The organism is Pseudomonas sp. NFIX28, assembly GCF_900107395.1.
In the GTDB taxonomy this organism is placed as follows: domain Bacteria; phylum Pseudomonadota; class Gammaproteobacteria; order Pseudomonadales; family Pseudomonadaceae; genus Aquipseudomonas.
Genome location: NZ_FNPW01000014.1, coordinates 122,427 through 144,026, shown reverse-complemented (window position 1 = coordinate 144,026; position 21,600 = coordinate 122,427). Strand labels below are relative to the sequence as shown.

General features: G+C 63.1%; 20 protein-coding genes and 4 tRNA genes. 9 read left to right on the top strand and 15 right to left on the bottom strand.

Features of this window, described 5'->3' with window-relative positions:
* The first annotated feature begins 2 nt into the window (after positions 1-2).
* From BLV20_RS24000 to BLV20_RS23980, 5 genes are all read left to right on the top strand, one after another.
* Entirely contained in the window at positions 3-824 is an 822-nt protein-coding gene (locus BLV20_RS24000) for an acyltransferase (RefSeq protein WP_092304920.1), read from the top strand.
* A complete protein-coding gene (locus BLV20_RS23995) occupies positions 824-2,230 on the top strand; it encodes a lipid II flippase MurJ (protein ID WP_092304919.1) in 1,407 nt (468 codons plus the stop codon). Before BLV20_RS24000 ends, BLV20_RS23995 begins: the two co-directional genes overlap by 1 nt.
* Before the next feature lie 115 nt (positions 2,231-2,345).
* A complete protein-coding gene (locus BLV20_RS23990) occupies positions 2,346-2,975 on the top strand; it encodes a DUF1780 domain-containing protein (RefSeq protein WP_025807520.1) in 630 nt (209 codons plus the stop codon).
* Between the two features lie 209 nt (positions 2,976-3,184).
* Complete coding sequence (locus BLV20_RS23985; RefSeq protein WP_092304918.1) at positions 3,185-3,358, top strand: DUF3094 family protein; 174 nt, start codon at positions 3,185-3,187, stop codon at positions 3,356-3,358.
* 60 nt (positions 3,359-3,418) lie between these two features.
* Positions 3,419-4,717: an NAD(P)/FAD-dependent oxidoreductase gene (locus BLV20_RS23980; RefSeq protein WP_092304917.1), complete on the top strand. Its 1,299-nt coding sequence runs from the start codon at positions 3,419-3,421 to the stop codon at positions 4,715-4,717.
* Between the two features lie 123 nt (positions 4,718-4,840).
* Here BLV20_RS23980 and BLV20_RS23975 read toward each other — a convergent pair.
* The 7 genes from BLV20_RS23975 to rluD all read right to left on the bottom strand — a co-directional run bounded on the left by BLV20_RS23975 (position 4,841) and on the right by rluD (position 9,947).
* Positions 4,841-4,917, bottom strand: a tRNA-Pro gene (locus tag BLV20_RS23975).
* A 93-nt stretch (positions 4,918-5,010) separates the two neighbouring features.
* Positions 5,011-5,086, bottom strand: a tRNA-Lys gene (locus BLV20_RS23970).
* A 5-nt stretch (positions 5,087-5,091) separates the two neighbouring features.
* Positions 5,092-5,168: transfer RNA gene (locus BLV20_RS23965), tRNA-Pro, on the bottom strand.
* Positions 5,169-5,177: 9 nt separating this feature from the next.
* Positions 5,178-5,253: transfer RNA gene (locus BLV20_RS23960), tRNA-Asn, on the bottom strand.
* A gap of 314 nt (positions 5,254-5,567) precedes the next feature.
* Positions 5,568-8,132, bottom strand: coding sequence for an ATP-dependent chaperone ClpB (gene clpB / locus BLV20_RS23955; RefSeq protein WP_092304916.1), 2,565 nt, complete (start codon positions 8,130-8,132; stop codon positions 5,568-5,570).
* Positions 8,133-8,262: 130 nt separating this feature from the next.
* Positions 8,263-8,988 (bottom strand): peptidoglycan editing factor PgeF, encoded by a 726-nt coding sequence (pgeF, locus tag BLV20_RS23950; RefSeq protein ID WP_092304915.1) that lies wholly within the window; start codon positions 8,986-8,988, stop codon positions 8,263-8,265.
* A complete protein-coding gene (gene rluD / locus BLV20_RS23945; RefSeq protein WP_092304914.1) occupies positions 8,985-9,947 on the bottom strand; it encodes a 23S rRNA pseudouridine(1911/1915/1917) synthase RluD in 963 nt (320 codons plus the stop codon). Before rluD ends, pgeF begins: the two co-directional genes overlap by 4 nt.
* Positions 9,948-10,098: 151 nt before the next feature.
* Between rluD and BLV20_RS23940 the strand changes: the two genes are divergently transcribed.
* The 3 genes from BLV20_RS23940 to BLV20_RS23930 all read left to right on the top strand — a co-directional run bounded on the left by BLV20_RS23940 (position 10,099) and on the right by BLV20_RS23930 (position 13,106).
* On the top strand, positions 10,099-11,121 hold the full coding sequence (locus tag BLV20_RS23940) for an outer membrane protein assembly factor BamD (protein WP_092304913.1): 1,023 nt from the start codon (positions 10,099-10,101) through the stop codon (positions 11,119-11,121).
* Between the two features lie 138 nt (positions 11,122-11,259).
* Positions 11,260-11,493: a PP0621 family protein gene (locus BLV20_RS23935; RefSeq protein WP_092304912.1), complete on the top strand. Its 234-nt coding sequence runs from the start codon at positions 11,260-11,262 to the stop codon at positions 11,491-11,493.
* 284 nt (positions 11,494-11,777) lie between these two features.
* Positions 11,778-13,106, top strand: a complete 1,329-nt coding sequence (locus BLV20_RS23930; RefSeq protein ID WP_092304911.1) for a sigma-54-dependent transcriptional regulator — start codon at positions 11,778-11,780, stop codon at positions 13,104-13,106.
* Positions 13,107-13,252: 146 nt separating this feature from the next.
* On the opposite strand, the gene thiO is transcribed toward BLV20_RS23930, so the two are convergent.
* The 7 genes from thiO to BLV20_RS23895 are packed head-to-tail and all read right to left on the bottom strand — an operon-like array spanning position 13,253 to position 19,993.
* Positions 13,253-14,353 (bottom strand): glycine oxidase ThiO, encoded by a 1,101-nt coding sequence (thiO, locus tag BLV20_RS23925; protein ID WP_092304910.1) that lies wholly within the window; start codon positions 14,351-14,353, stop codon positions 13,253-13,255.
* Between the two features lie 55 nt (positions 14,354-14,408).
* Positions 14,409-14,810 carry a type IV pilin protein gene (locus BLV20_RS23920; RefSeq protein ID WP_092304909.1) on the bottom strand — a complete coding sequence of 134 codons (402 nt, stop codon included), beginning with the start codon at positions 14,808-14,810 and terminating at the stop codon, positions 14,409-14,411.
* Between the two features lie 13 nt (positions 14,811-14,823).
* The gene (locus BLV20_RS23915; protein ID WP_092304908.1) at positions 14,824-17,892 is read right to left on the bottom strand and encodes a pilus assembly protein; all 3,069 of its coding nucleotides are present in this window, start codon (positions 17,890-17,892) and stop codon (positions 14,824-14,826) included.
* Entirely contained in the window at positions 17,879-18,355 is a 477-nt protein-coding gene (locus tag BLV20_RS23910) for a pilus assembly PilX family protein (protein WP_256577868.1), read from the bottom strand. Before BLV20_RS23910 ends, BLV20_RS23915 begins: the two co-directional genes overlap by 14 nt.
* Before the next feature lie 11 nt (positions 18,356-18,366).
* Complete coding sequence (locus tag BLV20_RS23905) at positions 18,367-19,077, bottom strand: PilW family protein (RefSeq protein ID WP_092304906.1); 711 nt, start codon at positions 19,075-19,077, stop codon at positions 18,367-18,369.
* Complete coding sequence (gene pilV / locus BLV20_RS23900) at positions 19,074-19,526, bottom strand: type IV pilus modification protein PilV (protein WP_092304905.1); 453 nt, start codon at positions 19,524-19,526, stop codon at positions 19,074-19,076. The genes BLV20_RS23905 and pilV overlap by 4 nt, the downstream gene beginning before the upstream one ends.
* Positions 19,523-19,993: a GspH/FimT family pseudopilin gene (locus tag BLV20_RS23895; protein ID WP_092304904.1), complete on the bottom strand. Its 471-nt coding sequence runs from the start codon at positions 19,991-19,993 to the stop codon at positions 19,523-19,525. The genes pilV and BLV20_RS23895 overlap by 4 nt, the downstream gene beginning before the upstream one ends.
* A 133-nt stretch (positions 19,994-20,126) precedes the next feature.
* On the opposite strand from BLV20_RS23895, the gene BLV20_RS23890 reads away from it, so the two are divergent.
* Complete coding sequence (locus BLV20_RS23890; protein WP_092304903.1) at positions 20,127-20,651, top strand: GspH/FimT family pseudopilin; 525 nt, start codon at positions 20,127-20,129, stop codon at positions 20,649-20,651.
* Here the strand turns inward: BLV20_RS23890 and ispH are convergent, their stop codons facing one another.
* Positions 20,652-21,599, bottom strand: a complete 948-nt coding sequence (gene ispH / locus BLV20_RS23885) for a 4-hydroxy-3-methylbut-2-enyl diphosphate reductase (RefSeq protein WP_092304902.1) — start codon at positions 21,597-21,599, stop codon at positions 20,652-20,654. It lies immediately after the preceding gene.
* Between the last annotated feature and the right edge of the window lies 1 nt (position 21,600).

The window sequence follows — 21,600 nt, the reverse complement described above, 5'->3', positions numbered from 1 at the left end:
GCATGAAACACCGTATTTTCCATTCAGCGGATCTACCGGAACGCCTGCCTGCCCTGGCCTCGGAGCTAGGAGTCAGCCACGATGAATTGCTCGAGGCCTACAGCTGGGGGCAGAACAACGATGTGCTGTTCGTCGAGGGCGACGGCGAACAAGCGCGCTACAGCATCTGTGCGGTGGATATCGAAGCGATCATCGAGCATCCCCTGGCCCGGCGCCTGTACGGTCGCTTGAAACGGGACATCCCGACCACCCTGGTGCCGCGCTACGGCAAGAACCTGGCCACCCTCAAGGACCGCTGGCTGCGGGCCTGGGAACAGGCCTACAACATCCTGATCAACAAGATCCCCAGCCATCACATACGCATCGCCTGGCTGCGCCTGGGCGGCGCGAAGATCGGCAAGGGCTCGAGCATCTGGCGCAACACCGAAGTGCTCGGCGTGGAAAACCTGGTGATCGGCGACGACAGCGTGATCGGCTGGCATTGTCAGATCGATGCCCGGGCCGGGCTGATCATCGGCGATCATGTGACGATCGCCTCTCATGTGCTGATTCTCGCCGGCGGCCATGACCCGATGAGCCCCGAGTTCTGGTCGGTGTCCGCGCCCATCTACATCGATGACTACGCCTGGATCGCCACCCGCGCGCTGCTCGCCCATGGCTCGCATATCGGTCGCGGGGCCGTAGTGACCGCCAACACCCTCGTGGCCAAGGTCGTTCCTCCCTACAAGATCATTGGTGGCAGCGGTGCCAAACCCATGGGCGAGCGCCCTCACGATCTGAACTACAAGGTGGGTGGCAAAGGCTTGTTCACCCTGTTTTATTGATGCTTGGCAGCACCCTGCTGCTGACCCTGGCGACGCTCGCCGGGCTGGTCGCCGGTTTTGCCCGCGAATGGCTGCTGGTCGCGGCCTGGGGCGCGGGCAGCCGCAGCGATGCGTTCCTGGTCGCGGTGTTCATTCCCGAGGCCCTGCGCATGACCCTGGCGGCCGGCATCCTGGCGGCCGCGGCCCTGCCGCTGTACCAGGAGCGCGACGCACAGCGCCAGCACGCCTGGCTGGCCGGCCTGAGCCCGCGCCTGCTGGGGCTGGGGCTGGGGCTGTATGCCCTGCTGGCCTTGAGCGCGCCGCTGTGGATCCGCCTGATCGGCCCAGGGCTCGATGACGAGGCACAGGCCGAGGCCGCCGCCAACCTGCGCAGCCTCGCCGCCTGCATCCCCGGCCTGCTCCTGCATGCGCTGTTCAGCATCCCGCTGCATGCCCGGCAACGCTTTGTCCTGCCAGGGCTTGGCTCGCTGCTGTTCAACCTGCCGCCGGTGCTTTATCTGGCGTTCTACGGCCAGGCGAGCCTGGGCTCCGGCCTTTCGCTGGCATTTTTCCTCGGCAGCCTGCTGATGTGCCTGTCGCTGGTCCCGGCGATCTGGCAAACCGGCTGGCGCCCCTGGCAGGTTCGCGGGGACGCTGGAGCCAGCCGGGAATTGCTCGTGCGCCTTGGCCCGCTGCTGGCCAGCAACCTGGCCAGCCAGGGCCTGGCTTTGGTGGAACGCGTGGTCGCCAGCTACCTGGGCGAAGGCGCCGTGACCTGGGTCAACCTGGCGCGAAAACTGATCAACCTGCCGCTGATTGCCTTGATGAGCCTGAACCAGGTGCTGCTCGGCCTGATGAGCGGCAAGGCCGGCGACCAGCGCCTGGGCCTGTTGCATCGCGGGCTCGACGCGGCGACCCTGCTGAGCCTGCCCGCCGCGCTCGGCCTGGTGGGCGCCAGCCCGGCGCTGATCCACTGGCTGCTGCCCGCCCAAAGCGCCGACGGCCCGCTGCCGACCTTGCTGGGCTGGTTTGCCGTTTCCCTGGTGTTCGGCGCCTGGAACGCCATGCTCGCGCGTTATGCCTATGCCGCCGGCGATACCCGCACGCCGCTGCACTGCGAACTGCTGGGCAGCCTGCTCAACGCCTTGCTGCTGGCGGGCCTGCCGCTGATCCTGGGGTTGAACGCGATTCCCCTGGCGGCCCTCGGCGGGGTAATCCTGACCAACCTGCTGCTGATGCAGCGCCAGCAACTGCTCACCCTCATCGGTTGGCCGGTGCGCTGGGCCGTGAGTGCCGCCCTGCTGGCGGCCGCGGCGCTGCTGCTGCATCCGTTGCCGGATGTCTGGCTGCAACTGGGGCTCAGCACCGTCGCCGGGCTGCTTTTGCTGATCGCCCTGGGCTTCTGGCTGAAACCCTGGCGCGCCTGAAGGCCGGCGGGAGGCTTGACCGGATGTCACACTTATCCGTTATAAGTGTCGTCAGCCCCCGCCGACTCGGCAGAGTGTATTTCTTGGATCAGCGTTTGGACGCTAAGCTTGGACTATGGATGACTCAGATTACTTGCGCCTGCTCACCATTCAGGCCGAACAAGCCAACGCCTTCCTGTCCAATGCGCGCAAATGGGAGCGTGAGCGTTGGGTCTGCCAACGCCTGCTGCAAGGCTTGAATATCCCTTACCGAGCCGACGAGTTCACCCCCGCGGGGCAGGAACCGCCGGACGTGCTGTTTCGCGAGGCCTGTTTCGAGGTGTTCTTCGTGCTGGATGAAGGCCGCCGCCTCAATGACGAATGGCGCGACGAGTTGCAGCGGCGCCGCAGCGCTTTCTCCCTCAGCCAGCTGGTGCGGCGCGAGGCCAAGCCCAAGCGCATTCCGGCCAATGAACTGCTGCTCAGGCTCGCCCCGACCTTGCGCAAGAAAGCCCACAACTACAAGGAACGCGGCATGGATTTGGGGGAGCTGGACATCATTGCCTTCGCCAGCCTCAAGCGCGAAGTGCTCGACCTCAACAGCCACTTCCCGCCGCCGACCGAATACCTGCGCCAGGGCTGGCGTTCGTTGTCGCTGGTCGGGCCGACTTTCGCCCGCGTGCTGTTCGCCCATCCCGATGCGCCGGACTTCCTGCGCGGCAACCTGGGGCGCAGCATCGTTTTCGACGTCGGTATCAGCCTGTAGGCCGCCGGCCGCCGTTTTCCCCCAAGCCTTCAAGCCGTTCGTGGCATGGCGCAAACACCGCGTGAGTGTTACAAAGCGCAATCATTCACGGGATGACAAGGCCGGCATCCGCGAGCAGCTATGCTCCGTTCATTGCCGCATAGCCCGACAAGATGGCACTGCGCTGTAACCTTCATACTTTTCGCAACGTCTAGCTGACGAGGCTTTTTATGACCAGCCGCCTGAACCCCGAAGACCAACGCCATGTCGAAGAATACCTGCAACTGGCCCAGCACCGAGTCGAGCGCCGCCCCTTCCGGCCCTGGATGCTCCTCGTGATAGTCGTGGCCATCACCATTGGCCTGGGCCTGTTGAGCCGATTAATCAGTTACCTGACGCTATGAGCTGCATCGCGCTCGCTCGGGTAACTGCACCGATTTCTTTTAGCCTTGCGAGATATCCCCATGACTCATCGTATTGTCATCGTTGGCGGCGGCGCCGGCGGTCTGGAGTTGGCTACCCGTCTGGGTAAGACTCTGGGCAAGCGCGGCACCGCCAGTGTGATGCTGGTCGACGCCAACCTGACCCACATCTGGAAACCCTTGCTGCACGAAGTGGCCGCCGGTTCGCTGAACTCTTCCGAAGACGAACTCAACTATGTCGCCCAAGCCAAATGGAACCACTTCGAGTTCCAGCTGGGCCGCATGAGCGGGCTCGATCGCCAGCAGAAAAAGATCCAGCTGGCCGCCACCTACGACGAAAACGGCGTGGAACTGCTGCCGGCTCGTGAGCTGGGCTACGACACCCTGGTCATTGCGGTCGGCAGCACCACCAACGACTTCGGCACCCAGGGCGCCGCCCAGCATTGCCTGTTCCTCGACACGCGCAAACAGGCCGAACGTTTCCACCAGCAACTGCTCAACCACTATTTGCGTGCCCACGCCGGGCAGACCGATGCGGTCGAGCAAATCAGCGTGGCCATCGTCGGTGCCGGTGCCACGGGCGTCGAACTGGCCGCCGAGCTGCACAACGCCGCCCATGAGCTGGCGGCCTACGGCCTGGACCGGATCAAGCCGGAAAACATGCACATCACCTTGATCGAGGCCGGCCCGCGGGTACTGCCAGCCCTGCCGGAGCGGATCGGCGGCCCGGTGCACAAGACCCTGGAAAAACTCGGGGTGACGGTCATGACCAACGCCGCGGTCAGCGAAGTGACCGCCGACAGCCTGATTACCGCCGATGGCCAGGTGATTCCTGCCAGCCTGAAAGTCTGGGCCGCCGGCATTCGCGCTCCGGGTTTCCTCAAGGACATCGACGGCCTGGAAACCAACCGCATCAATCAGCTGCAGGTCCTGCCAACCCTGCAAACCACTCGCGACGAGAACATCTTCGCCTTTGGCGACTGCGCCGCCTGCCCGCAACCGGGCACCGATCGCAATGTTCCGCCGCGGGCCCAGGCCGCTCACCAGCAGGCGTCGCTGCTGGCCAAGTCGCTGAAATTGCGTATCGAAGGCAAGGCCCTGGCGGAATACAAATACACCGATTACGGCTCGCTGATTTCGCTGTCGCGGTTTTCCGCCGTGGGTAACCTGATGGGCAACCTGACCGGCAGCGTGATGCTCGAAGGCTGGCTGGCGCGGATGTTCTATGTATCGCTGTACCGCATGCACCAGATGGCGCTCTATGGCCCGTTCCGCACCGCCATGCTGATGCTTGGCAGCCGGATCGGCCGCGGCACCGAGCCACGCCTCAAGCTGCACTGAGTCAGCCAGCCAAGACAGGAATGCCCCGAGCGATCGGGGCATTTTTTTGTGTCACGACACGGGAAGACGGCAAATTTCAGGCAAAAAAAATCCCCGTATCTTTCGATACGAGGATTTTCAGTATGGTCGGGGTAAGGGGATTCGAACTCCTGACATCCTGCTCCCAAAGCAGGCGCGCTACCGGACTGCGCTATACCCCGGTAAAAAAAAGGCACCTTTTAAAGGCGCCTTCTGCGAACAGAGCTTTTGGCGTCTGATCTTAAGATTCGATTCCAGCGAACTGGTTTCAAAAATGGTGGGTCGTGTGGGATTCGAACCTACGACCAATTGGTTAAAAGCCAACTGCTCTACCAACTGAGCTAACGACCCAAATATGGTCGGGGTAAGGGGATTCGAACTCCTGACATCCTGCTCCCAAAGCAGGCGCGCTACCGGACTGCGCTATACCCCGATTTGAAATTGGCTCCGTGACCAGGACTCGAACCTGGGACCCAATGATTAACAGTCATTTGCTCTACCGACTGAGCTATCACGGAACTGAACATTTCAATTTACAACCTTTACAGCAGGCTTTTATTTCTAGAAGCCTCCTCTTTGACCTTGTTCGCATCGCTGCGTTCATGTCTCTGAGGCGCGCTATTCTACAATCTTAAAAACCTCTGTCAACCCCCTAAATTGCTTTCAAGACAATGATTTGCAACTTATTTCAGTTTTTTCCTCAGGGAGGAAAAACCCTTGGGGTGACGTACTGCGGGGCGCACTTTACAAGCCTTTGCCTTACAGTTCAACGCCCTATGCAAAAAAAGGCCTCGCAATGCGAGGCCTTCTTCACAACGACGCCCTTCGCGGCTCAGGCGAAGACGATTTCGTCGTTCTCCAGCTTGGCCGTCACCGTGACTCCCGGCAGGAAGCTGCCAGACAGAATCAACTGCGCCAATGGGTTCTCGATCCAGCGCTGGATCGCCCGCTTGAGCGGACGCGCGCCATAGACCGGGTCGTAACCCACGGCAATCAGCTTGTCCAAGGCCTCGTCGCTCAGCTCCAGCTTGAGCTCGCGTTCGGCCAGACGGCCGCGCAGGCGACCCAGCTGGATTTCGGTGATGCCGGCGATCTGATCCCGGGCCAATGGCTCGAAGATCACCACTTCGTCGATCCGGTTGATGAACTCCGGACGGAAATGGGTCGACACCGCATCCATCACCGCCGCGCGCTGTGCTTCGCGATCCCCCACCAGCTCCTGGATCTGCACCGACCCCAGGTTGGAGGTCATGACGATCACCGTATTACGGAAATCCACGGTGCGTCCGTGGCTGTCCGTCAGGCGGCCGTCTTCAAGCACTTGCAGCAGGATGTTGAACACATCCGGATGGGCCTTCTCGACCTCGTCCAGCAGGATCACCGAGTAAGGCTTGCGCCGCACCGCCTCGGTCAAGTAGCCGCCTTCCTCGTAGCCGACGTAGCCTGGAGGCGCACCGATCAGCCGAGCCACGGAATGTTTCTCCATGAACTCGGACATATCGATCCGCACCATCGCCTCTTCGGTATCGAAAAGGAACTCGGCCAGCGCCTTGCACAACTCGGTCTTACCCACACCTGTCGGGCCGAGGAACATGAACGAGCCACTCGGCCGGTTCGGATCGGACAACCCGGCGCGGGAACGCCGCACGGCGTTGGCCACCGCGACCACCGCTTCGTTCTGGCCAATGACGCGCTGGTGCAGCAGGCTTTCCATCTTCAGCAGCTTGTCGCGCTCGCCTTCGAGCATCTTCGACACTGGAATACCGGTCCACTTGGAGACGACCTCGGCGATTTCCTCTTCGGTCACCTTGCTGCGCAGCAACTGGTTTTCGCTTTTGCCGTGCTGGTCGACCATCTGCAGGCTGCGCTCCAGGTCCGGGATCACCCCATACTGCAACTCGGCCATGCGGTTGAGGTCGCCCTTGCGGCGCGCGGCTTCCAGTTCCTGACGCGACTGCTCGATCTTCTGCTGAATCTGCGCCGAACCCTGCACCTCGGCTTTTTCCGAGGTCCAGACTTCTTCCAGATCGGCGTATTCGCGCTCCAGGCGGGTGATTTCCTCCTGGAGTTTCTCCAGGCGCTTGATCGCCGCTTCGTCGTCTTCCTTTTTCAGGGCCTGGGATTCGACCTTCAGTTGAATCAGGCGCCGTTCCAGGCGGTCCAGCACTTCCGGCTTGGAGTCGATCTCCATGCGGATACGGCTGGCGGCTTCGTCGATCAGGTCGATCGCCTTGTCCGGCAACTGCCGATCGGTGATGTAGCGATGGCTGAGCTTGGCCGCGGCAATGATCGCGCCGTCGGTGATCGCCACCTTGTGGTGCACCTCATAACGTTCTTTCAGGCCACGCAGGATGGCGATGGTGTCTTCTTCGGTCGGCTCATCCACCAGGACTTTCTGGAAGCGCCGCTCGAGGGCCGCGTCCTTCTCTATATATTGGCGGTATTCGTTGAGCGTGGTGGCGCCGACGCAGTGCAACTCGCCCCGCGCCAGGGCCGGCTTGAGCATGTTGCCCGCATCCATCGAGCCTTCGCCTTTACCGGCGCCAACCATGGTATGCAGTTCGTCGATGAACAGAATGATCTGCCCTTCCTGCTTCGACAGTTCGTTGAGCAGGGATTTCAGGCGTTCTTCGAACTCGCCGCGATACTTGGCGCCGGCAATCAATGCGCCCATGTCCAGCGAAAGCAGGCGCTTGCCTTTCAGGCCGTCCGGCACTTCGTCATTGATGATGCGCTGGGCCAGGCCTTCGGCAATCGCGGTTTTACCCACGCCAGGCTCGCCGATCAGTACCGGGTTGTTCTTGGTACGGCGTTGCAGCACCTGGATGGTCCGGCGAATTTCGTCGTCACGGCCGATCACCGGGTCAAGCTTGCCGTCTTCGGCGCGCTTGGTCAGGTCGATGGTGTATTTGTCCAGGGCCTGGCGCGACTCCTCGACGTTGGCGTCGTTCACTGCCTCGCCGCCGCGCAGGTTGTTGATGGCGTTTTCCAGGGCCTTCTTGCTGACGCCCTGCCCCAGCAACAATTTGCCGAGCTTGCTGTTTTCGTCCATGGCCGCGAGCAGCACCAGCTCGCTGGAAATGAACTGGTCGCCTTTCTGTTGCGCCAGGCGATCGGCCTGGTTCAGCAGGCGCGCCAGATCCTGCGACATATTCACGTCGCCGGTAGGGTTCTGGATTTTCGGCAAGTGGTCGAGTTCTTTGCTCAATTCCTTGCGCAGGCTGTTCACGTCGAAGCCCACTTGCATCAGCAGTGGCTTGATCGAGCCGCCCTGCTGTTCGAGCAGCGCCTGCATCAAGTGCGCCGGTTCGATGGCGGGATGATCGAGGCCAACCGCCAGGGATTGAGAATCGGATAATGCCAGCTGCAGCTTGCTGGTTAATCGGTCTATACGCATTAGTCACCTTCCTTTTGAGCAGGTCGGAGCGATGGACACACCTAAATAGAGAAACCTGCCAGATAACCCTGTAGATGCGGTCGATTCTGGAAGATTCAAGCCTTGCGGGCTTGACACAGGTCAGAAGATTCTAGCGTTCCAGCCAGATCAGGGAAGCGAAGCGCCCAGTCCGCGGACTGCGGCGGTAGGAATAGAAACGCGGGTCGCTGACGGTGCAGAAGTCGCCGCCATACACGGCCGTGACACCACATGCCGCCAAGCGCAGGCGGGCCAGTTTGTAGATGTCAGCCATGAACTTGCCGGGATTGTGGCTCGGCACAAAGGCCTGTTCGGTCTGTGGCAGCTGCCGGACGAAGGCTTCGCGCACTTCCGGCCCGACCTCGAAGGCTTGCGGGCCAATGGCCGGCCCGAGCCAGACCAATACTTCTTCAGGCGCGGTTTTCAGGCTTTCGAGCGTCGCTTCCAATACCCCGGCCGCCAGCCCGCGCCAACCGGCATGGGCAGCCGCTACCCGAGTACCGGCACGGTCGCAGAACAGCGCGGGCAGGCAGTCGGCGGTCATGGCACTACAAGCGATGCCGGGCGTGGCGGTCCAGCTGGCGTCGGCGGTGGCGACGACGGACGGATCCGCCTCGACCACATCAATACCGTGAACCTGCTTCAGCCAGGCTGGCTTTATAGAGAAACGTTCGGTCAGGCGACGGCGATTTTCAGCCACCGCCTCTGGGTTGTCATCGACATGATCGCCCAGGTTGAGGCTGTCGAACGGCGCCAGGCTGACGCCGCCCGCACGGGTGGTGACGCAGGCTTTGACCCCCGCCGGCGCAGGCCAGTCAGGAATCAGCCAGTCACTCATCCGACGAAAGCCTCGCGATCCTGCTTGAGCAGGGTCAGCAGCCAGACGAAATCTTCCGGCAGCGGCGACTCCCAGCTCATGCGCTTGCCGGTGGTCGGGTGGTCCAGCTCAAGGAAGCGCGCGTGCAGGGCCTGGCGCGGGAAGTGCTTGAGGGATTCGACCATGGTCGGGTTCGCGGCAGGCGGAATACGGAAACGGCCACCGTAGGCGGGATCGCCGACCAACGGATAGTTGATATGGGCCATGTGCACACGGATCTGGTGGGTCCGCCCGGTTTCCAGCTTCACCCGGACGTGGGTGTGGGAACGGAAACGCTCCAGCACGCGGTAGTGACTGACGGCCGGCTTGCCGCCTTCCATCACCGCCATGCGCTGGCGCTGCTGGCCGTGACGACCGATCGGCGCGTTGATCTTGCCACCGGCGGTGACCACGCCGATCACGATGCACTCGTAGATGCGGCTGACGCTACGGCTCTGCAACTGGGCGACCAGTTGGGTCTGCGCCTGAATGGTCTTGGCCACCACCATCAGACCGGTGGTGTCCTTGTCCAGGCGATGCACGATGCCGGCGCGCGGGACATTGACGATGTCCGGCACATGGTGCAGCAAGGCGTTGAGCAAAGTGCCATCGGCGTGACCGGCAGCCGGATGCACCACCAGGCCCGCAGGCTTGTTGATCACCAGGATGTCGTCGTCTTCATAGACGATGTCGAGCTCGATGTCCTGGGCGATCCACTCGCCCTGGGCTTCCTGCTCGGCGGTCAGCTCCAGGACTGCGCCGCCATGGACAATGTCTCGCGGGCGGATCACCGCTCCATCCACAGTCAGGCGGCCGTCTTTGATCCAGGCGGAAAGGCGCGAGCGCGAGTGCTCAGCGAATAATTGGGCGGCGACTTGATCGAGGCGTTGGCCGCCCAGTTCGGACGGCACCTCTGCGCGAAGTTCAATTTTATCGGACATGCTCAGACTAGGCGTCGGCACAGCCTTTGGTTTCGGCTGCGCGCTTGTGGTTAAATACGGCGTCTTTTGCCCCGAGGCTTTTCAACGGGGCGCTCATCATAACAGGACGGCCCCGCCCAAGACAGCGGCCGTCATAGGGACGCAAGCCGCCATGCAAGTGAAACACCTGCTGCTGATCGCCATCCTCGCACTGACCGCTGCTTGCTCATCGAAGGAAGTCGTTGACGAAAACCTGAGCGAGGTCGAGCTGTACCAGCAGGCGCAGACCGACCTGGACAACAACAGCTATACCAGCGCCACAGCCAAGCTCAAGGCCCTGGAGTCGCGCTATCCGTTTGGTCGCTACGCGGATCAGGCACAGCTCGAACTGATCTATGCCAACTACAAGAACGCCGAGCCGGAAGCCGCCAAGTCCGCCGCCGAGCGTTTCATCCGCCTGCACCCACAACACCCGAACGTGGATTACGCCTACTACCTCAAGGGCCTGACCTCCTTCGACCAGGACGTCGGCCTGCTGGCGCGCTTCCTGCCGCTGGACATGACCAAGCGTGACCCGGGCGCCGCCCGCGACTCCTACAACGAGTTCGCCCAGCTCACCAGCCGCTTCCCGAACAGCCGCTACGCGCCGGACGCCAAGCAGCGCATGATCTACCTGCGCAACCTGCTGGCCGCCTACGAAATCCACGTGGCCGACTACTACCTGACCCGTCAGGCCTATGTAGCCGCCGCCAACCGTGGCCGCTACGTGGTGGAAAACTTCCAGGAAACCCCATCGGTCGGCGACGGCCTGGCGGTGATGACCGAAGCCTACCAGCGTCTGCACCTCGACGATCTGGCGGCCACCAGCCTGGAAACCCTGAAGCTCAACTACCCTGATCATCCGACCCTGGTCGACGGCCAGTTCGTGCCACGGGTTGCCGAGGCGGACAACCGCTCCTGGTTAAGCAAGGCCACCCTGGGCCTGATCGAGTCCCGTCCACCGCTGCCGCCGGGAGAAACCCGCGCCAACCAGGACGTGATGAAGCAATACCAGGACGCCAAGGATGCGATTCCGGCCGAGCTCAAGCCTAAAGACGCCAATGGCGACGCTGTCGAAGAAGAACAGCACGAAGCCGAAGGCAACAACAGCGACCGCTCGTGGTTCAGCTACATGACTTTCGGCATGTTCGACTGACACCGCCGCGGTCCAGAAAAGGGAGGCTTTCGAGCCTCCCTTTTTTTATCTGCGAATTTCATCGCCAGCGCGATTGCACTGTGCGCCCGGCATGAGCTTGGCTAAACTGCCAGTTCCTCATTCATATAGCTGGCTACCATGCTTCGTCTACTGTTCTGGATCGCCCTGATTGCCGCTGCGGTATGGCTCTGGCGCAAATTCAAGCAGCCCGCCTCCGGCACCGCTGCGCCCCGCGAACCCAGCACCACGCCTATGGTGCGCTGCGCCCATTGCGGCGTGCATTTGCCCCGTGACCGGGCGCTGAGCCTCGAACAACAGTGGTATTGCAGCCAGGCACACCTGGAGCAAGGCCCGGTGTCGCGCGAGCGTTGAACGCCGCTTGACCGCGGTGCATGCAACGTCGACAGCGCGTTGTCTGCACCGCCGAATAATTCGCTACACAATAATCAGCACTCCCCCCTCCCCGCGCTTGCGGCCAGCAACCCTTCGCAAACCGGGGGTATCGGCCTGTGGGTCATTCTGAATCCGGCCAAGCGCCCGTCCCCCATCGCGCCTTGAACGGGGCAAGCGACCTCAAGCCTGCCTAGACTTCAGCACACGCCAGGATGGCGGGTGCCTTCGCACCTCTTTCGCTCACGGATGAAGCAGCACGCGGCATGAGCCCACAGCAAAAAGTCCTGATCGTCGATAACGACCCGGGCATTCGCGAATTTCTGGAAATCAGCCTCGGCCGGATGCAACGCCACACCCGCAGCGCCCGCACCCTGGGCGAAGCGCATCACTGGCTGGCCCGCGAAGGCTTCGACCTGTGCCTGAGCGACCTGCGCTTGCCGGACGGCACCGGGTTGGAATTACTCGAGCATATCCAGGGCGGCCAGCTGCGAATACCGCTGGCGATACTCAGTGCCTGCCCCCGCCCGGAAACCGCGGCCCGGGCCTTGAAGGCCGGCGCTATCGATTTCCTCAGCAAGCCGGTGGCCCTGGGCCGCTTGCGCGAGCTGCTGAACAACACGCGACCCGGGCCCACGCCGCCAATGCCTGCTACCGGCACTTTGCTGGGCGATTCGGCCGTCATGCATAAACTGCGTGGACAGATCGGCAAACTGGCCCAGAGCCAGGCTTCGATCTATATCAGCGGAGAATCCGGCAGCGGCAAGGAGCTGGTGGCCCACGCCCTTCATGCGCTGGGGCCTCGGGCCGGCCGAGCCTTCGTGCCGGTCAACTGCGGGGCCATTCCGCCGGAGCTGATGGAGAGCGAGCTCTTCGGCCATCGCAAAGGCAGCTTCAGCGGCGCTGTCGAAGACAAGCCCGGCCTGTTCCAGGCGGCGCACGGCGGCACGCTGTTTCTCGATGAGGTGGCGGACTTGCCGCTGGCGATGCAAGTCAAACTGCTGCGTGCGCTCCAGGAAAAGGCCGTGCGCTGCATTGGCGGACAACAGGAAGTCCAGGTCGATGTGCGCATCCTCTGCGCCACCCACAAAACCTTGCAGGCGGAAGTCCAGGCCGAGCGTTTTCGCCAGGATCTCTACTATCGCCTGAACGTGATCGAACTGCCCGTGCCGCCGCTGAGGGCGCGCCAGGACGATATCGAGTTGCTGGCCACCACCATCCTCGAACGTCTGGCGCAGGGCACCGGCCAGCCGCTGGCACGGCTTCAGCCAAGCGCGTTGCTGGCGCTCAAGGGCTATGATTTTCCCGGCAATGTGCGCGAGTTGGAGAACCTTCTCGAACGGGCTCACACCCTGTGCGAGAACCGGCAAATCGAAGCGCATGACCTGCGCCTGGCATCCAGCAGCGCCCACCCGGCCATCGCGTCCGACCCAGCACAGGTGATCGATCTGGAAGCTTATCTGGAGGACGTCGAACGCCGGCTGATTCTGCAGGCCCTCGAGCACACCCGCTGGAACCGCACGGCAGCGGCCCAGCGCTTGAGCCTGTCATTTCGTTCGTTGCGTTACCGGCTAAAGAAACTCGGGCTGGATTAGGCTTTGCCCGACAGGTGGCTGGGCGCCACCGACGCCAGGCCGGCCATGCTGCGTTAAAAACAGGCTCGGAGCTCATTCAGTAAAACCAAACTTCGCTTGCTCACCTGCTTTTGCCGGCCTTCACTGGCCGGCTTTGCGTACAGACCTTAGATCCGCCCGGCCGGCGCATACGGCGCCGGGTCGATGATCGGCTCCCGGCCCAGCATCAGGTCGGCAAACAGCTGGCAAGAGGCTGGCGCCAGGACCAGGCCATTGCGGTAATGCCCGCAGTTCAACCACAACCCCGCCTGCCCCGGCACCGGACCGATATAGGGAATGCCCTCGGGCGAGCCCGGGCGCAGCCCCGCCCAATGCCCCACCACTTCGGCCTGCGCCAGCGCCGGAATCAGTTCGACGGCCGAAGCCTTCAGGCTTTCCAGGGCCGATGAGGTCGGCGTCTTGTCGAAACCTTCGTGCTCCAGGGTGCTGCCGACCAGGATATGGCCGTCGCGCCGCGGAATTGCATAACGCCCCTTGGCCAGGACCATGCACGAAAGAAAGTCCGAGGCGCACTTGTAAAGGATCATCTGGCCCTTGACCGGCTCCACCGGCAACGCCAGGCCCAGGCTTTGCAACAGCTCGCCGCTCCAGGCACCTGCCGCCAGTACCACCTGGTCGCCACGGATTTCGCCCAGGGAGGTCTGCACGCCGAGGACTCGCTCCCCTTCGCGGATGAACCCGCTGACTTCGCAATGTTCGTGAATCGTCACCGCCGGCAGCAGGGACAGGGCGGCCTTCAGCGATTTGATCAAGCGCGGATTGCGCACATTGGCCACGTCGGCCATGTAGATCGCCCGTGCAAAACCGCTGCCCAGCACCGGTACCGCGTCATGGGCCGCCGAGATATCCACAGCGCTCAATGGCCGCTGCTCCCGCCGGGCCCAGGCCAGCGCTTCGGCTTCGTCGTCGAGGTCCAGCCAATACAGGCCGGTGGTGTGCACTTCGGGATCGATCCCGGTCGCGGTGTACAGGTGCTCGGCCAGCTGTGGATAAAAATCCTGCGACCAATGCGCCAGCGCGGTGACCGCCGGGCTGTAGCGCCAGGGGTATAACGGCGAGACGATCCCGCCACCGGCCCAGGAAGATTCCTGGCCTACATTCGAGCGCTCGAGCAGCACCACCTGCTGCCCGGCGGACGCCAGGTTGAACGCCGTCAGCAGGCCGATCACTCCACCGCCGACAATCACCACTTGCTGTTGCTTTGCCATAGTCCAGTCCAGGAAGGAAAAAACACCGGGCGCCGCCAGCACCCGAGAAGGTTGCTCAGCGCCCCCAGCAATCTTTGCTGGTCACCCCTTCGGCCAGGTTGTTGTTGCCCATGGCACCGGTGTGGCTGAGGGTGAATTCGCCGCACTTGTCGCCGGCCATCATGCCCTCGCTTTTTGGCGTCGCGGTCAGGGTAAAGCTCTGGTCGGCCAAAACAGGCGTAATGCTGTAGTCATCGTTGCCGGCGCTGAGGCCCGGAGCGTTGCTGTAGACACCGCCCTTGGAATGAAAACGCTCGAGGCTCTGCGCCTGTTCGGACAACAAGCCGGCGATTTGCGTGCGATGGGTTTTCTTCACGTACTCGGTGATGCTCGGAAGGCTCAAGGTGACGATGAGCCCGATGATCGCAATCACGATCATGATTTCGATCAGGGTAAAACCTTGGTTGGATCTGCGCATGCCTCATTCTCACTTACTGTATTTGTCGCCACATGATGCGGCGGCTGCCACCGCCCGCTTTTTCCACCAGGGAAGCAACACCGCCGCCGGAATCGCTGACGATTTTGCGGGTAGCGCGGTTAAGGACGCCGCTCAACGCAGGAATGCCGCCGGTAAAGATGACGCCGCTGGACGGCGTGTCCAGGCTGTCGACCACTTCATCACCGTTGGTATCGAGCACCGCGTCATCGAGCATCTTACCGCTGAATGCGTCCAGCTCGACCAATTTGCCGTTGCTCGCGCTGGAACAAGGGTCGCCAGCCTCGACCGCGGCGGTACTGAACACAATGCGCCCCGCCACCAGGGTGGCTGGGTTGATAACCCGCTCACCGCTCGTTGCCTCGCCCAGCGGCAGGTACCAACCCTTCTCGGCCGGATAGCTGACATCCGACCTAGTGCTGGTGATGTAGGAACCTGCGCTGCCGGCAAACAACCCGGTGATCGCTTGCGCCTGCAGATCCGCCACGGTGATGCGCCCTGCGCCATCCGGGGCATCCCAGGCCGCGTAGAAACCTTGGGAATCCTGGCTGCGCTTGTCGGCCAGCTCGCTGAGCTTCCCGGTGCCGAACAGCACGAGCTTGCCGCCTTCGGGATGATCCACCAGCAATGGTTGCGCAGTGATGGGCTGGGTCGCGCCGCCAGGGGCGGTGAACAACGGAGCGCCGCCAAAGGCCAGGCCCCAGCTGTCCGGCGCCGAACCGTGCAAGTCGAACTTCCATAGATGGCCCTGGAGATCGCCGCCATAGGCCGCCTGGACCACATTCTGGCTGTCCACCCGCAACTTCACCGAAGACAGGCCATTCTCCCGACCATTGCCATCGATGGCGATTTTCCTGATCAGCGAACCATCGCGAAGATCCACCACATACAGGGCCGCTACCCCGGAATGGCTGCCGTAGCCATTGCCGATGAACGCCGCCCAGCGCCCGTCGGCCAGGCGCGCCACTTCCGGGCGCGCGTAGGCATAACCCAGATCGTTGAACGCATGGCTGGCATCGGCTGATCCAGGCGCGGCGATTTCCCATAGCGCCTGGGGCGCATCGCCGGCCTGGCCATACAGCTGCACGGCATAAAACGCCTTACCTCCCGCCCCGGTGCCGGCCAGCGCCAGGGTCGCCCAGGATGCGCCGAGCTGGGCATCGAAGACCGCCACCGGGCCATCGGCCAAAAACCGATGACGATCGCCATTGGCGTAGCCGGGGTCGGCAATGTGGTGCAGCAGCGGCAATGCGCTGGAGGGCATATAGGCGTAACGCCGCTTGCCATTGGCCGGATCGATCAGCGAAAGCAGGCCGTCATTGGCGTTGACCAGCAGGCTCGGGCTCATGCCCTGGGCCTTGGCCGCCAGGTAAGCGCTGTAACCGCTGTCGCCCTGTAGATCGGCAGCGTCGCGCGCGGTCGGCGTAGCCAGGACCAGCGGCGAATTGACGATATCCCCCAGCAAGTGGGTACGCACCTTGAGGCCGGCCCGGTCAGCGCCCTGGCTCCAGGCCAGCAGATCGGCCGCGGCGATGCCCGGTGGCAGGCTCTGCGCGAGCGCGGCCTGTTGCGCGCCGGACAGCTGGTCATGGCGCAAGGCGACGGCGCTCCGCGTGGCGCTGTTCCAGGTCTGGAACACCCCAGGCGCCGCACCGGGAACCAGGGTCGAGTCGGTACTCCACAGCGGCGTACCGGTATCGACCGCGCCAGCGGGGCTGATGCCATAGGCCCTGATGGTGCCGTGCCAGTCGCCGGGGTCATAAGACGCCTGGAAATAACTCGAACCGCTGGCCAGCCCGGCGGCACCGGCAATGCTAGCGGGCGCCTGGGCGGCGGAAGCCGAAACTTCGTCCAGGGCCGATGCCAACGCCGCATCGAGCCCCGCCTTGTCAGTCACCGGGTAGAACTTGCCCCGGCCATAGTTCGCCGCATCCGCCAGCATGGGGTAACGGGCGTTGAGACCGATGGTGTAAGTGTTCATCCGTTGTTGCGCGAAACCTGCCGAATCCCAGCTTTTCCCGGCGATATCCCTGCCTGCCGCGCGCATATCGACATCCACCGCCAGCTTGGCGATGTCATCCAGGTACAGGCTGCTGCCCTCCTCGTTGCCGCCGGGATTGCTGCCGTCATTCGCCACCCCGTCCCAATCCGGCAGGCTGGCGGCAGCCTGGGGCTCACGGGTGGGAAAACTATGGTCGTAGCTGGGCAGGCCGTCGGTCACCACCAGGCCGTAATTGCGCTGGCAGCGATACTGGATCGGGCTGCCGTAGGTGGATGGCGTGCTGTTGTAGTAAGGCGTCAGGCCACGAAAGTAACGACTGATTTCGTAATAGGTTTCCGCCAGCGGCGCCTCGGTCGACGCCCTGAGCCCGCCAATGGCGGACAGCAACGCCTGGTAGTTAGCGTCAGCCTGGGCCTGGCTGACCTGGTCGCTGATCGGCGCCAGGTCGCTGATGGCCTGCACGATACGCCCACCCGGCGCCACATCGCCGCCTGCTGGCGGGTTGAAACTCGCCAGGCCGATGCGCAGCGCACGGTTGCCAGCCACCAGCTTGCTGGCGGCATCGCGAACCTGGGTCATCCGGTCCTGAACGGGAATCGAACCATCGGTGAAATCACGATCGCGACCGCCTGCCAAGGCAAGCAGATAGGCCAGGTAAGCCGCCGAATAGCGGGTGCGGCCGTTACCTGCCGGGTCAGGCAGCTTGAGGCACAGCGCCCGGGCATTGTCGCGGTGGAAGCCGACGTAACCGCTGGCGCAACCCGCCTGGCCGAGAGTCGAAAGGGCTATCGAATCCGCGCTCAGGCTGGCCCCGGCCAGGCATTCGCCGGCCTGCACCCGGCAGGGCCTGACCGGCGCCCACTGCTGTTCGGGATCGAAACCCGGAGCATGGACGATGCTGTTCATGCTCTCTGAACCATCGAGCAGCAGCATCACATTCGGCGCCACTGCCGCCGTATTCGCCAAGGGAGCCTGTGCCGGGGTGAAGCCATAGGCCGGGGCACTCAGATAGAAGCCCAGCAATACGCCAGCCAGCCACGCCGAGGTTTCAGTACTTGGCATAGATGCTCTCCAGCACGCTGCGCGAATGGCCGGCCACGCCGACCGCGGTTACCCGGTACAGGGTCGCGGAAGTGTTGCTCGGGACGTTGACCGCCCCCAGCGTCGTACCGATGTTCTGCACGCCGTAGAAGCCGTTGCCGGTGGCAATCCAGGTCACGCCCGAATGGCTGTTGCGGCCCGCGGCACTGACCACTGAAGCTTCGCCGGGCGGCGCGCACTGGCTGCCGGTACAGGCCGCCAATACATAACTGTCTTGCTGCACCGCGCTCTCACCAATGCGCAGGGCCATTTCCGCCGCCTGAAACGATTGGTTGCGCAACCACAGGCCGCCGGACATCTTTTCCTGCAAGGTCGCGTTCTGCATCGACGAAACGCCGATCAAGGTCAGCAACAGCAGGAACACCAGGCTCATCAGCAACGCCATGCCGCGCTGCGCCCCGGGGAGCGTTCGGTAGGAAATCATGGGCAGCTCACTCACAACAGCCGATTGCGCAAGGCGGCCACCACATTGAAGGTTTGCGGCCGCACTCGCCCCTGGGGATCGCTCAGGGTCAGGCTCAAGCGCACGCTACGGATGCGGGCCGGGTCGCCGGGATCGCGACTGTAGCGGGAAGCCGCGATATCCGTGGCCGTGCTGGCGATGCCGAACGACACTTCGAAGGCGCTGACGTTGTTCACCAGCACCGCCTGACTGAAGCCGGTGCCGGTGCCCATCAGCAATTGATCGTTCTTCAAGCTGTACACCAGGCGCCGCACCGCAAATGCCTGCTGCCCCGTGGCGGCCTTGCGGGCACCGGTGTAGGCAGTGGCGCTGTTGCGGCAGTCGGTCAACACGGTCCAGGTAGGGGCGCCGCCGCTGTCGCCGATATCGGTCGTGACCAGCGTCAGCCGATGGTGCGTGTTGTCCCAGCGGATCGGCGTTTGCGCGTGACCGGCAAAATCCGCCGCGGTACTGGCATCGGCGATGCTCTGCAGGCAGCCGAACATGCCGACCATGCGTATTTCCTGGAGCATTTTGCTCAGCACGAAACGCGCGTCCTCTTGCAGGCTGGCCGCGGCGTTCTGGCTGGCGTAAGTGTTTTTTGCCGAGATGAAAATCTGCGTCACCCCCAAGGTCACGATCAAGCTCAAGGCCAGCGCCACCAGCATTTCGATCAAGCCGAAACCACTGTTCGCGCGCCTCATGGCTTGCTCCCCGGATCCACCGCCACCCGGCTGCTCAGGACAAAACTGCGCGAGCCTTCGGCAGGCTCGCCAGAATGGGCGGCACGGGCGTCATCCCAGGTGATGCTGATGGTGAACACGCCCTGCTTGAGGCTGATATGGCCTTCGGCGGTCGGCCCGCCAAAGCTCTCGACATTGCGCTTGAAGTCGTAGAGGTCCTGGTCTCGAACCACGCTGAAATTGCCCACATCGGGAGCCGCCACGGTGTAGTCGGCGGCGCTGTTGGCGCGGATGCGATCGAGCATGTCATAGGCGATGAAGCTGGCCTGGCTGGTCATCAATGCGCTGTCGGTGTAGCGCAGCGCATTGAGCTGGAGCGCCGCCGCACCGAGCAGGCCGACACCGAGAATCAGCACCGCCACCAGCACCTCGATCAGGGTCATCCCGGCCTGCCCGCTCCTGCCTGTCATTTGCACTCCCCGTTTACCGCGATCCGTCCGTTCAGGCACAGCGTGATCGTTCTGTGTTGCGCGCCCAGCACATAGGTCATGACCGGCGGAACCGCCGCCGATACGCCACCCAGCGCATTGAAACCAATGCTGTCGAACTCAGAGGTTAGCGTCAGCCGGGCGCCGCGACTGACCGCGGGAACAACCCGCAATACATTCGCCGCCGGCCCGTCGCCTTGATAAATCGACAGCCCCCGGCTCCAGTCGGAATCGACGGCAGTCGGCCGCAGGTAAATCGGCAAGCCCCGGTCGATCGCCTGCAGACGCGCGTAATTCAAGCTTCTCAGCAGTTCGTTGACATCGCTCTCGGCCTTGGAGCGCTGCGCCATTTGACTGAATGCAGGAACCAGCAGGGTCAACAAAACCAGCGAAACTGCCAGGGCCACCAGCAATTCGATCAGCGTGAAGCCTTCTGTACGGTGACGCATGCCATCCCCTTGAGCGGCCAGCGGCTATAACTGGCTCTGGCACTTCGAACATTCATAGACCGAGCGTTCGCGGTTTTGCTCAATGGCCGGACAAGGATTGTCCGGACCAGTCGCATTCCATGGAGGGAAGACCATGTTGCAGAAGGGTTTCAGCCTGATCGAGATAGTCGTCGCCCTGGCGCTTGCCAGCCTGTTGATGCTGTTCGCGAGCACGTCATTTGGCGAGCTGCTGCAGTCGACACGCCGGCTGGATGCCGCACAGATGCTTGCCAGCGGCATTCGCAACGCGCGCACCGAAGCCATCCTGCGCCAGCAACGAACCGTGATTCATGGCGTGAACGACGATTGGAGCCAGGGCTGGCGGATCATTCTGGATATCAGTGGCGAGGGTTCGCAGGACAGCGACAACCCGGTGCTGCTTGAACGGCGGGGGGACGCCCGGGTGGCGATTGTCGGCAATCGCCCGGTGCAGCATTACGTGCGTTTCAGTGGCCTGGGCGATCCGCATCTGCCCAGCGGTGCCTTTCAGGCCGGGACCCTGCACATTTGCGCGGTCGAATCGGGAGTCAGCCAGCACCAGGTGGTGCTTTCTCGCAGCGGGCGGGTCAGCCTGCGCAGCGACAAGACGGCGCAGGCACTGTGCGATGAACGCGGTTGATCAGAGCAGCGAGCGAACGCGCAGCTCCTTGGGCATGGAGAAGGTGATGTTTTCTTCGCGACCGGCCAGTTCGTCCGCGCCGGTGGCGCCCCAGGCGTGCAGTTGCTCGATCACGCCCCGCACCAGGACCTCGGGAGCCGAAGCCCCGGCGGTGATGCCGATACGCTCGACGCCGTCGAACCAGCTGCGTTGCATGTCCTCGGCGCCGTCGATCAGATACGCCGGGGTGGCCATGCGTTCGGCCAGCTCACGCAGGCGGTTGGAGTTGGAGCTGTTCGGGCTGCCCACCACCAACACCACATCGCACTCGTCGGCCAGCTGCTTGACCGCGTCCTGACGGTTCTGCGTGGCGTAGCAGATATCGTCCTTGCGCGGCCCGCCAATGGCCGGGAAACGTTGGCGCAGGGCGTCGATGACGCGACTGGTGTCGTCCATCGACAAGGTGGTCTGGGTAACGAATGCCAGCTTGTCAGGGTTGCGTACCTGCAGCGCGGCGACGTCCTGCTCGTCTTCCACCAGGTAGATCGCGCCGCCATTGCTGGCGTCGTACTGGCCCATGGTGCCTTCGACTTCCGGGTGGCCGGCATGGCCGATCAGGATGCATTCGCGACCGTCGCGGCTGTAGCGCGCCACTTCGATATGCACCTTGGTCACCAGCGGGCAGGTTGCATCGAAGACTTTCAGGCCACGGCCTGCCGCTTCGCTGCGTACGGCCTGGGAGACGCCGTGGGCGCTGAAGATCACGATGACGTCATCCGGCACCTGGTCCAGCTCCTCGACAAAGATCGCGCCGCGAGCGCGCAGGTCTTCGACGACAAATTTGTTGTGCACCACTTCATGGCGCACATAGATCGGCGGCCCGAAGACCTCCAGGGCGCGGTTAACGATTTCGATCGCGCGGTCCACGCCAGCGCAGAAGCCACGGGGGTTGGCGAGTTTGATTTGCATG

Excerpts from the sequence above, each read along its gene's own strand:
- BLV20_RS23930 (WP_092304911.1), top strand. The coding sequence starts at position 11,778 with ATGAGCCCACAGCAAAAAGTCCTGATCGTCGATAACGACCCGGGCATT.
- pilV (WP_092304905.1), bottom strand. The coding sequence starts at position 19,526 with ATGACAGGCAGGAGCGGGCAGGCCGGGATGACCCTGATCGAGGTGCTG.
- BLV20_RS23990 (WP_025807520.1), top strand. The coding sequence starts at position 2,346 with ATGGATGACTCAGATTACTTGCGCCTGCTCACCATTCAGGCCGAACAA.
- BLV20_RS23910 (WP_256577868.1), bottom strand. The coding sequence starts at position 18,355 with ATGATTTCCTACCGAACGCTCCCCGGGGCGCAGCGCGGCATGGCGTTG.
- ispH (WP_092304902.1), bottom strand. The coding sequence starts at position 21,599 with ATGCAAATCAAACTCGCCAACCCCCGTGGCTTCTGCGCTGGCGTGGAC.
- BLV20_RS23980 (WP_092304917.1), top strand. The coding sequence starts at position 3,419 with ATGACTCATCGTATTGTCATCGTTGGCGGCGGCGCCGGCGGTCTGGAG.
- BLV20_RS23920 (WP_092304909.1), bottom strand. The coding sequence starts at position 14,810 with ATGCGCAGATCCAACCAAGGTTTTACCCTGATCGAAATCATGATCGTG.
- BLV20_RS23905 (WP_092304906.1), bottom strand. The coding sequence starts at position 19,077 with ATGAGGCGCGCGAACAGTGGTTTCGGCTTGATCGAAATGCTGGTGGCG.
- clpB (WP_092304916.1), bottom strand. The coding sequence starts at position 8,132 with ATGCGTATAGACCGATTAACCAGCAAGCTGCAGCTGGCATTATCCGAT.
- thiO (WP_092304910.1), bottom strand. The coding sequence starts at position 14,353 with ATGGCAAAGCAACAGCAAGTGGTGATTGTCGGCGGTGGAGTGATCGGC.
- BLV20_RS23895 (WP_092304904.1), bottom strand. The coding sequence starts at position 19,993 with ATGCGTCACCGTACAGAAGGCTTCACGCTGATCGAATTGCTGGTGGCC.
- pgeF (WP_092304915.1), bottom strand. The coding sequence starts at position 8,988 with ATGAGTGACTGGCTGATTCCTGACTGGCCTGCGCCGGCGGGGGTCAAA.
- BLV20_RS23915 (WP_092304908.1), bottom strand. The coding sequence starts at position 17,892 with ATGCCAAGTACTGAAACCTCGGCGTGGCTGGCTGGCGTATTGCTGGGC.
- BLV20_RS23985 (WP_092304918.1), top strand. The coding sequence starts at position 3,185 with ATGACCAGCCGCCTGAACCCCGAAGACCAACGCCATGTCGAAGAATAC.
- BLV20_RS23890 (WP_092304903.1), top strand. The coding sequence starts at position 20,127 with ATGTTGCAGAAGGGTTTCAGCCTGATCGAGATAGTCGTCGCCCTGGCG.
- BLV20_RS24000 (WP_092304920.1), top strand. The coding sequence starts at position 3 with ATGAAACACCGTATTTTCCATTCAGCGGATCTACCGGAACGCCTGCCT.
- BLV20_RS23995 (WP_092304919.1), top strand. The coding sequence starts at position 824 with ATGCTTGGCAGCACCCTGCTGCTGACCCTGGCGACGCTCGCCGGGCTG.
- BLV20_RS23935 (WP_092304912.1), top strand. The coding sequence starts at position 11,260 with ATGCTTCGTCTACTGTTCTGGATCGCCCTGATTGCCGCTGCGGTATGG.
- BLV20_RS23940 (WP_092304913.1), top strand. The coding sequence starts at position 10,099 with ATGCAAGTGAAACACCTGCTGCTGATCGCCATCCTCGCACTGACCGCT.
- rluD (WP_092304914.1), bottom strand. The coding sequence starts at position 9,947 with ATGTCCGATAAAATTGAACTTCGCGCAGAGGTGCCGTCCGAACTGGGC.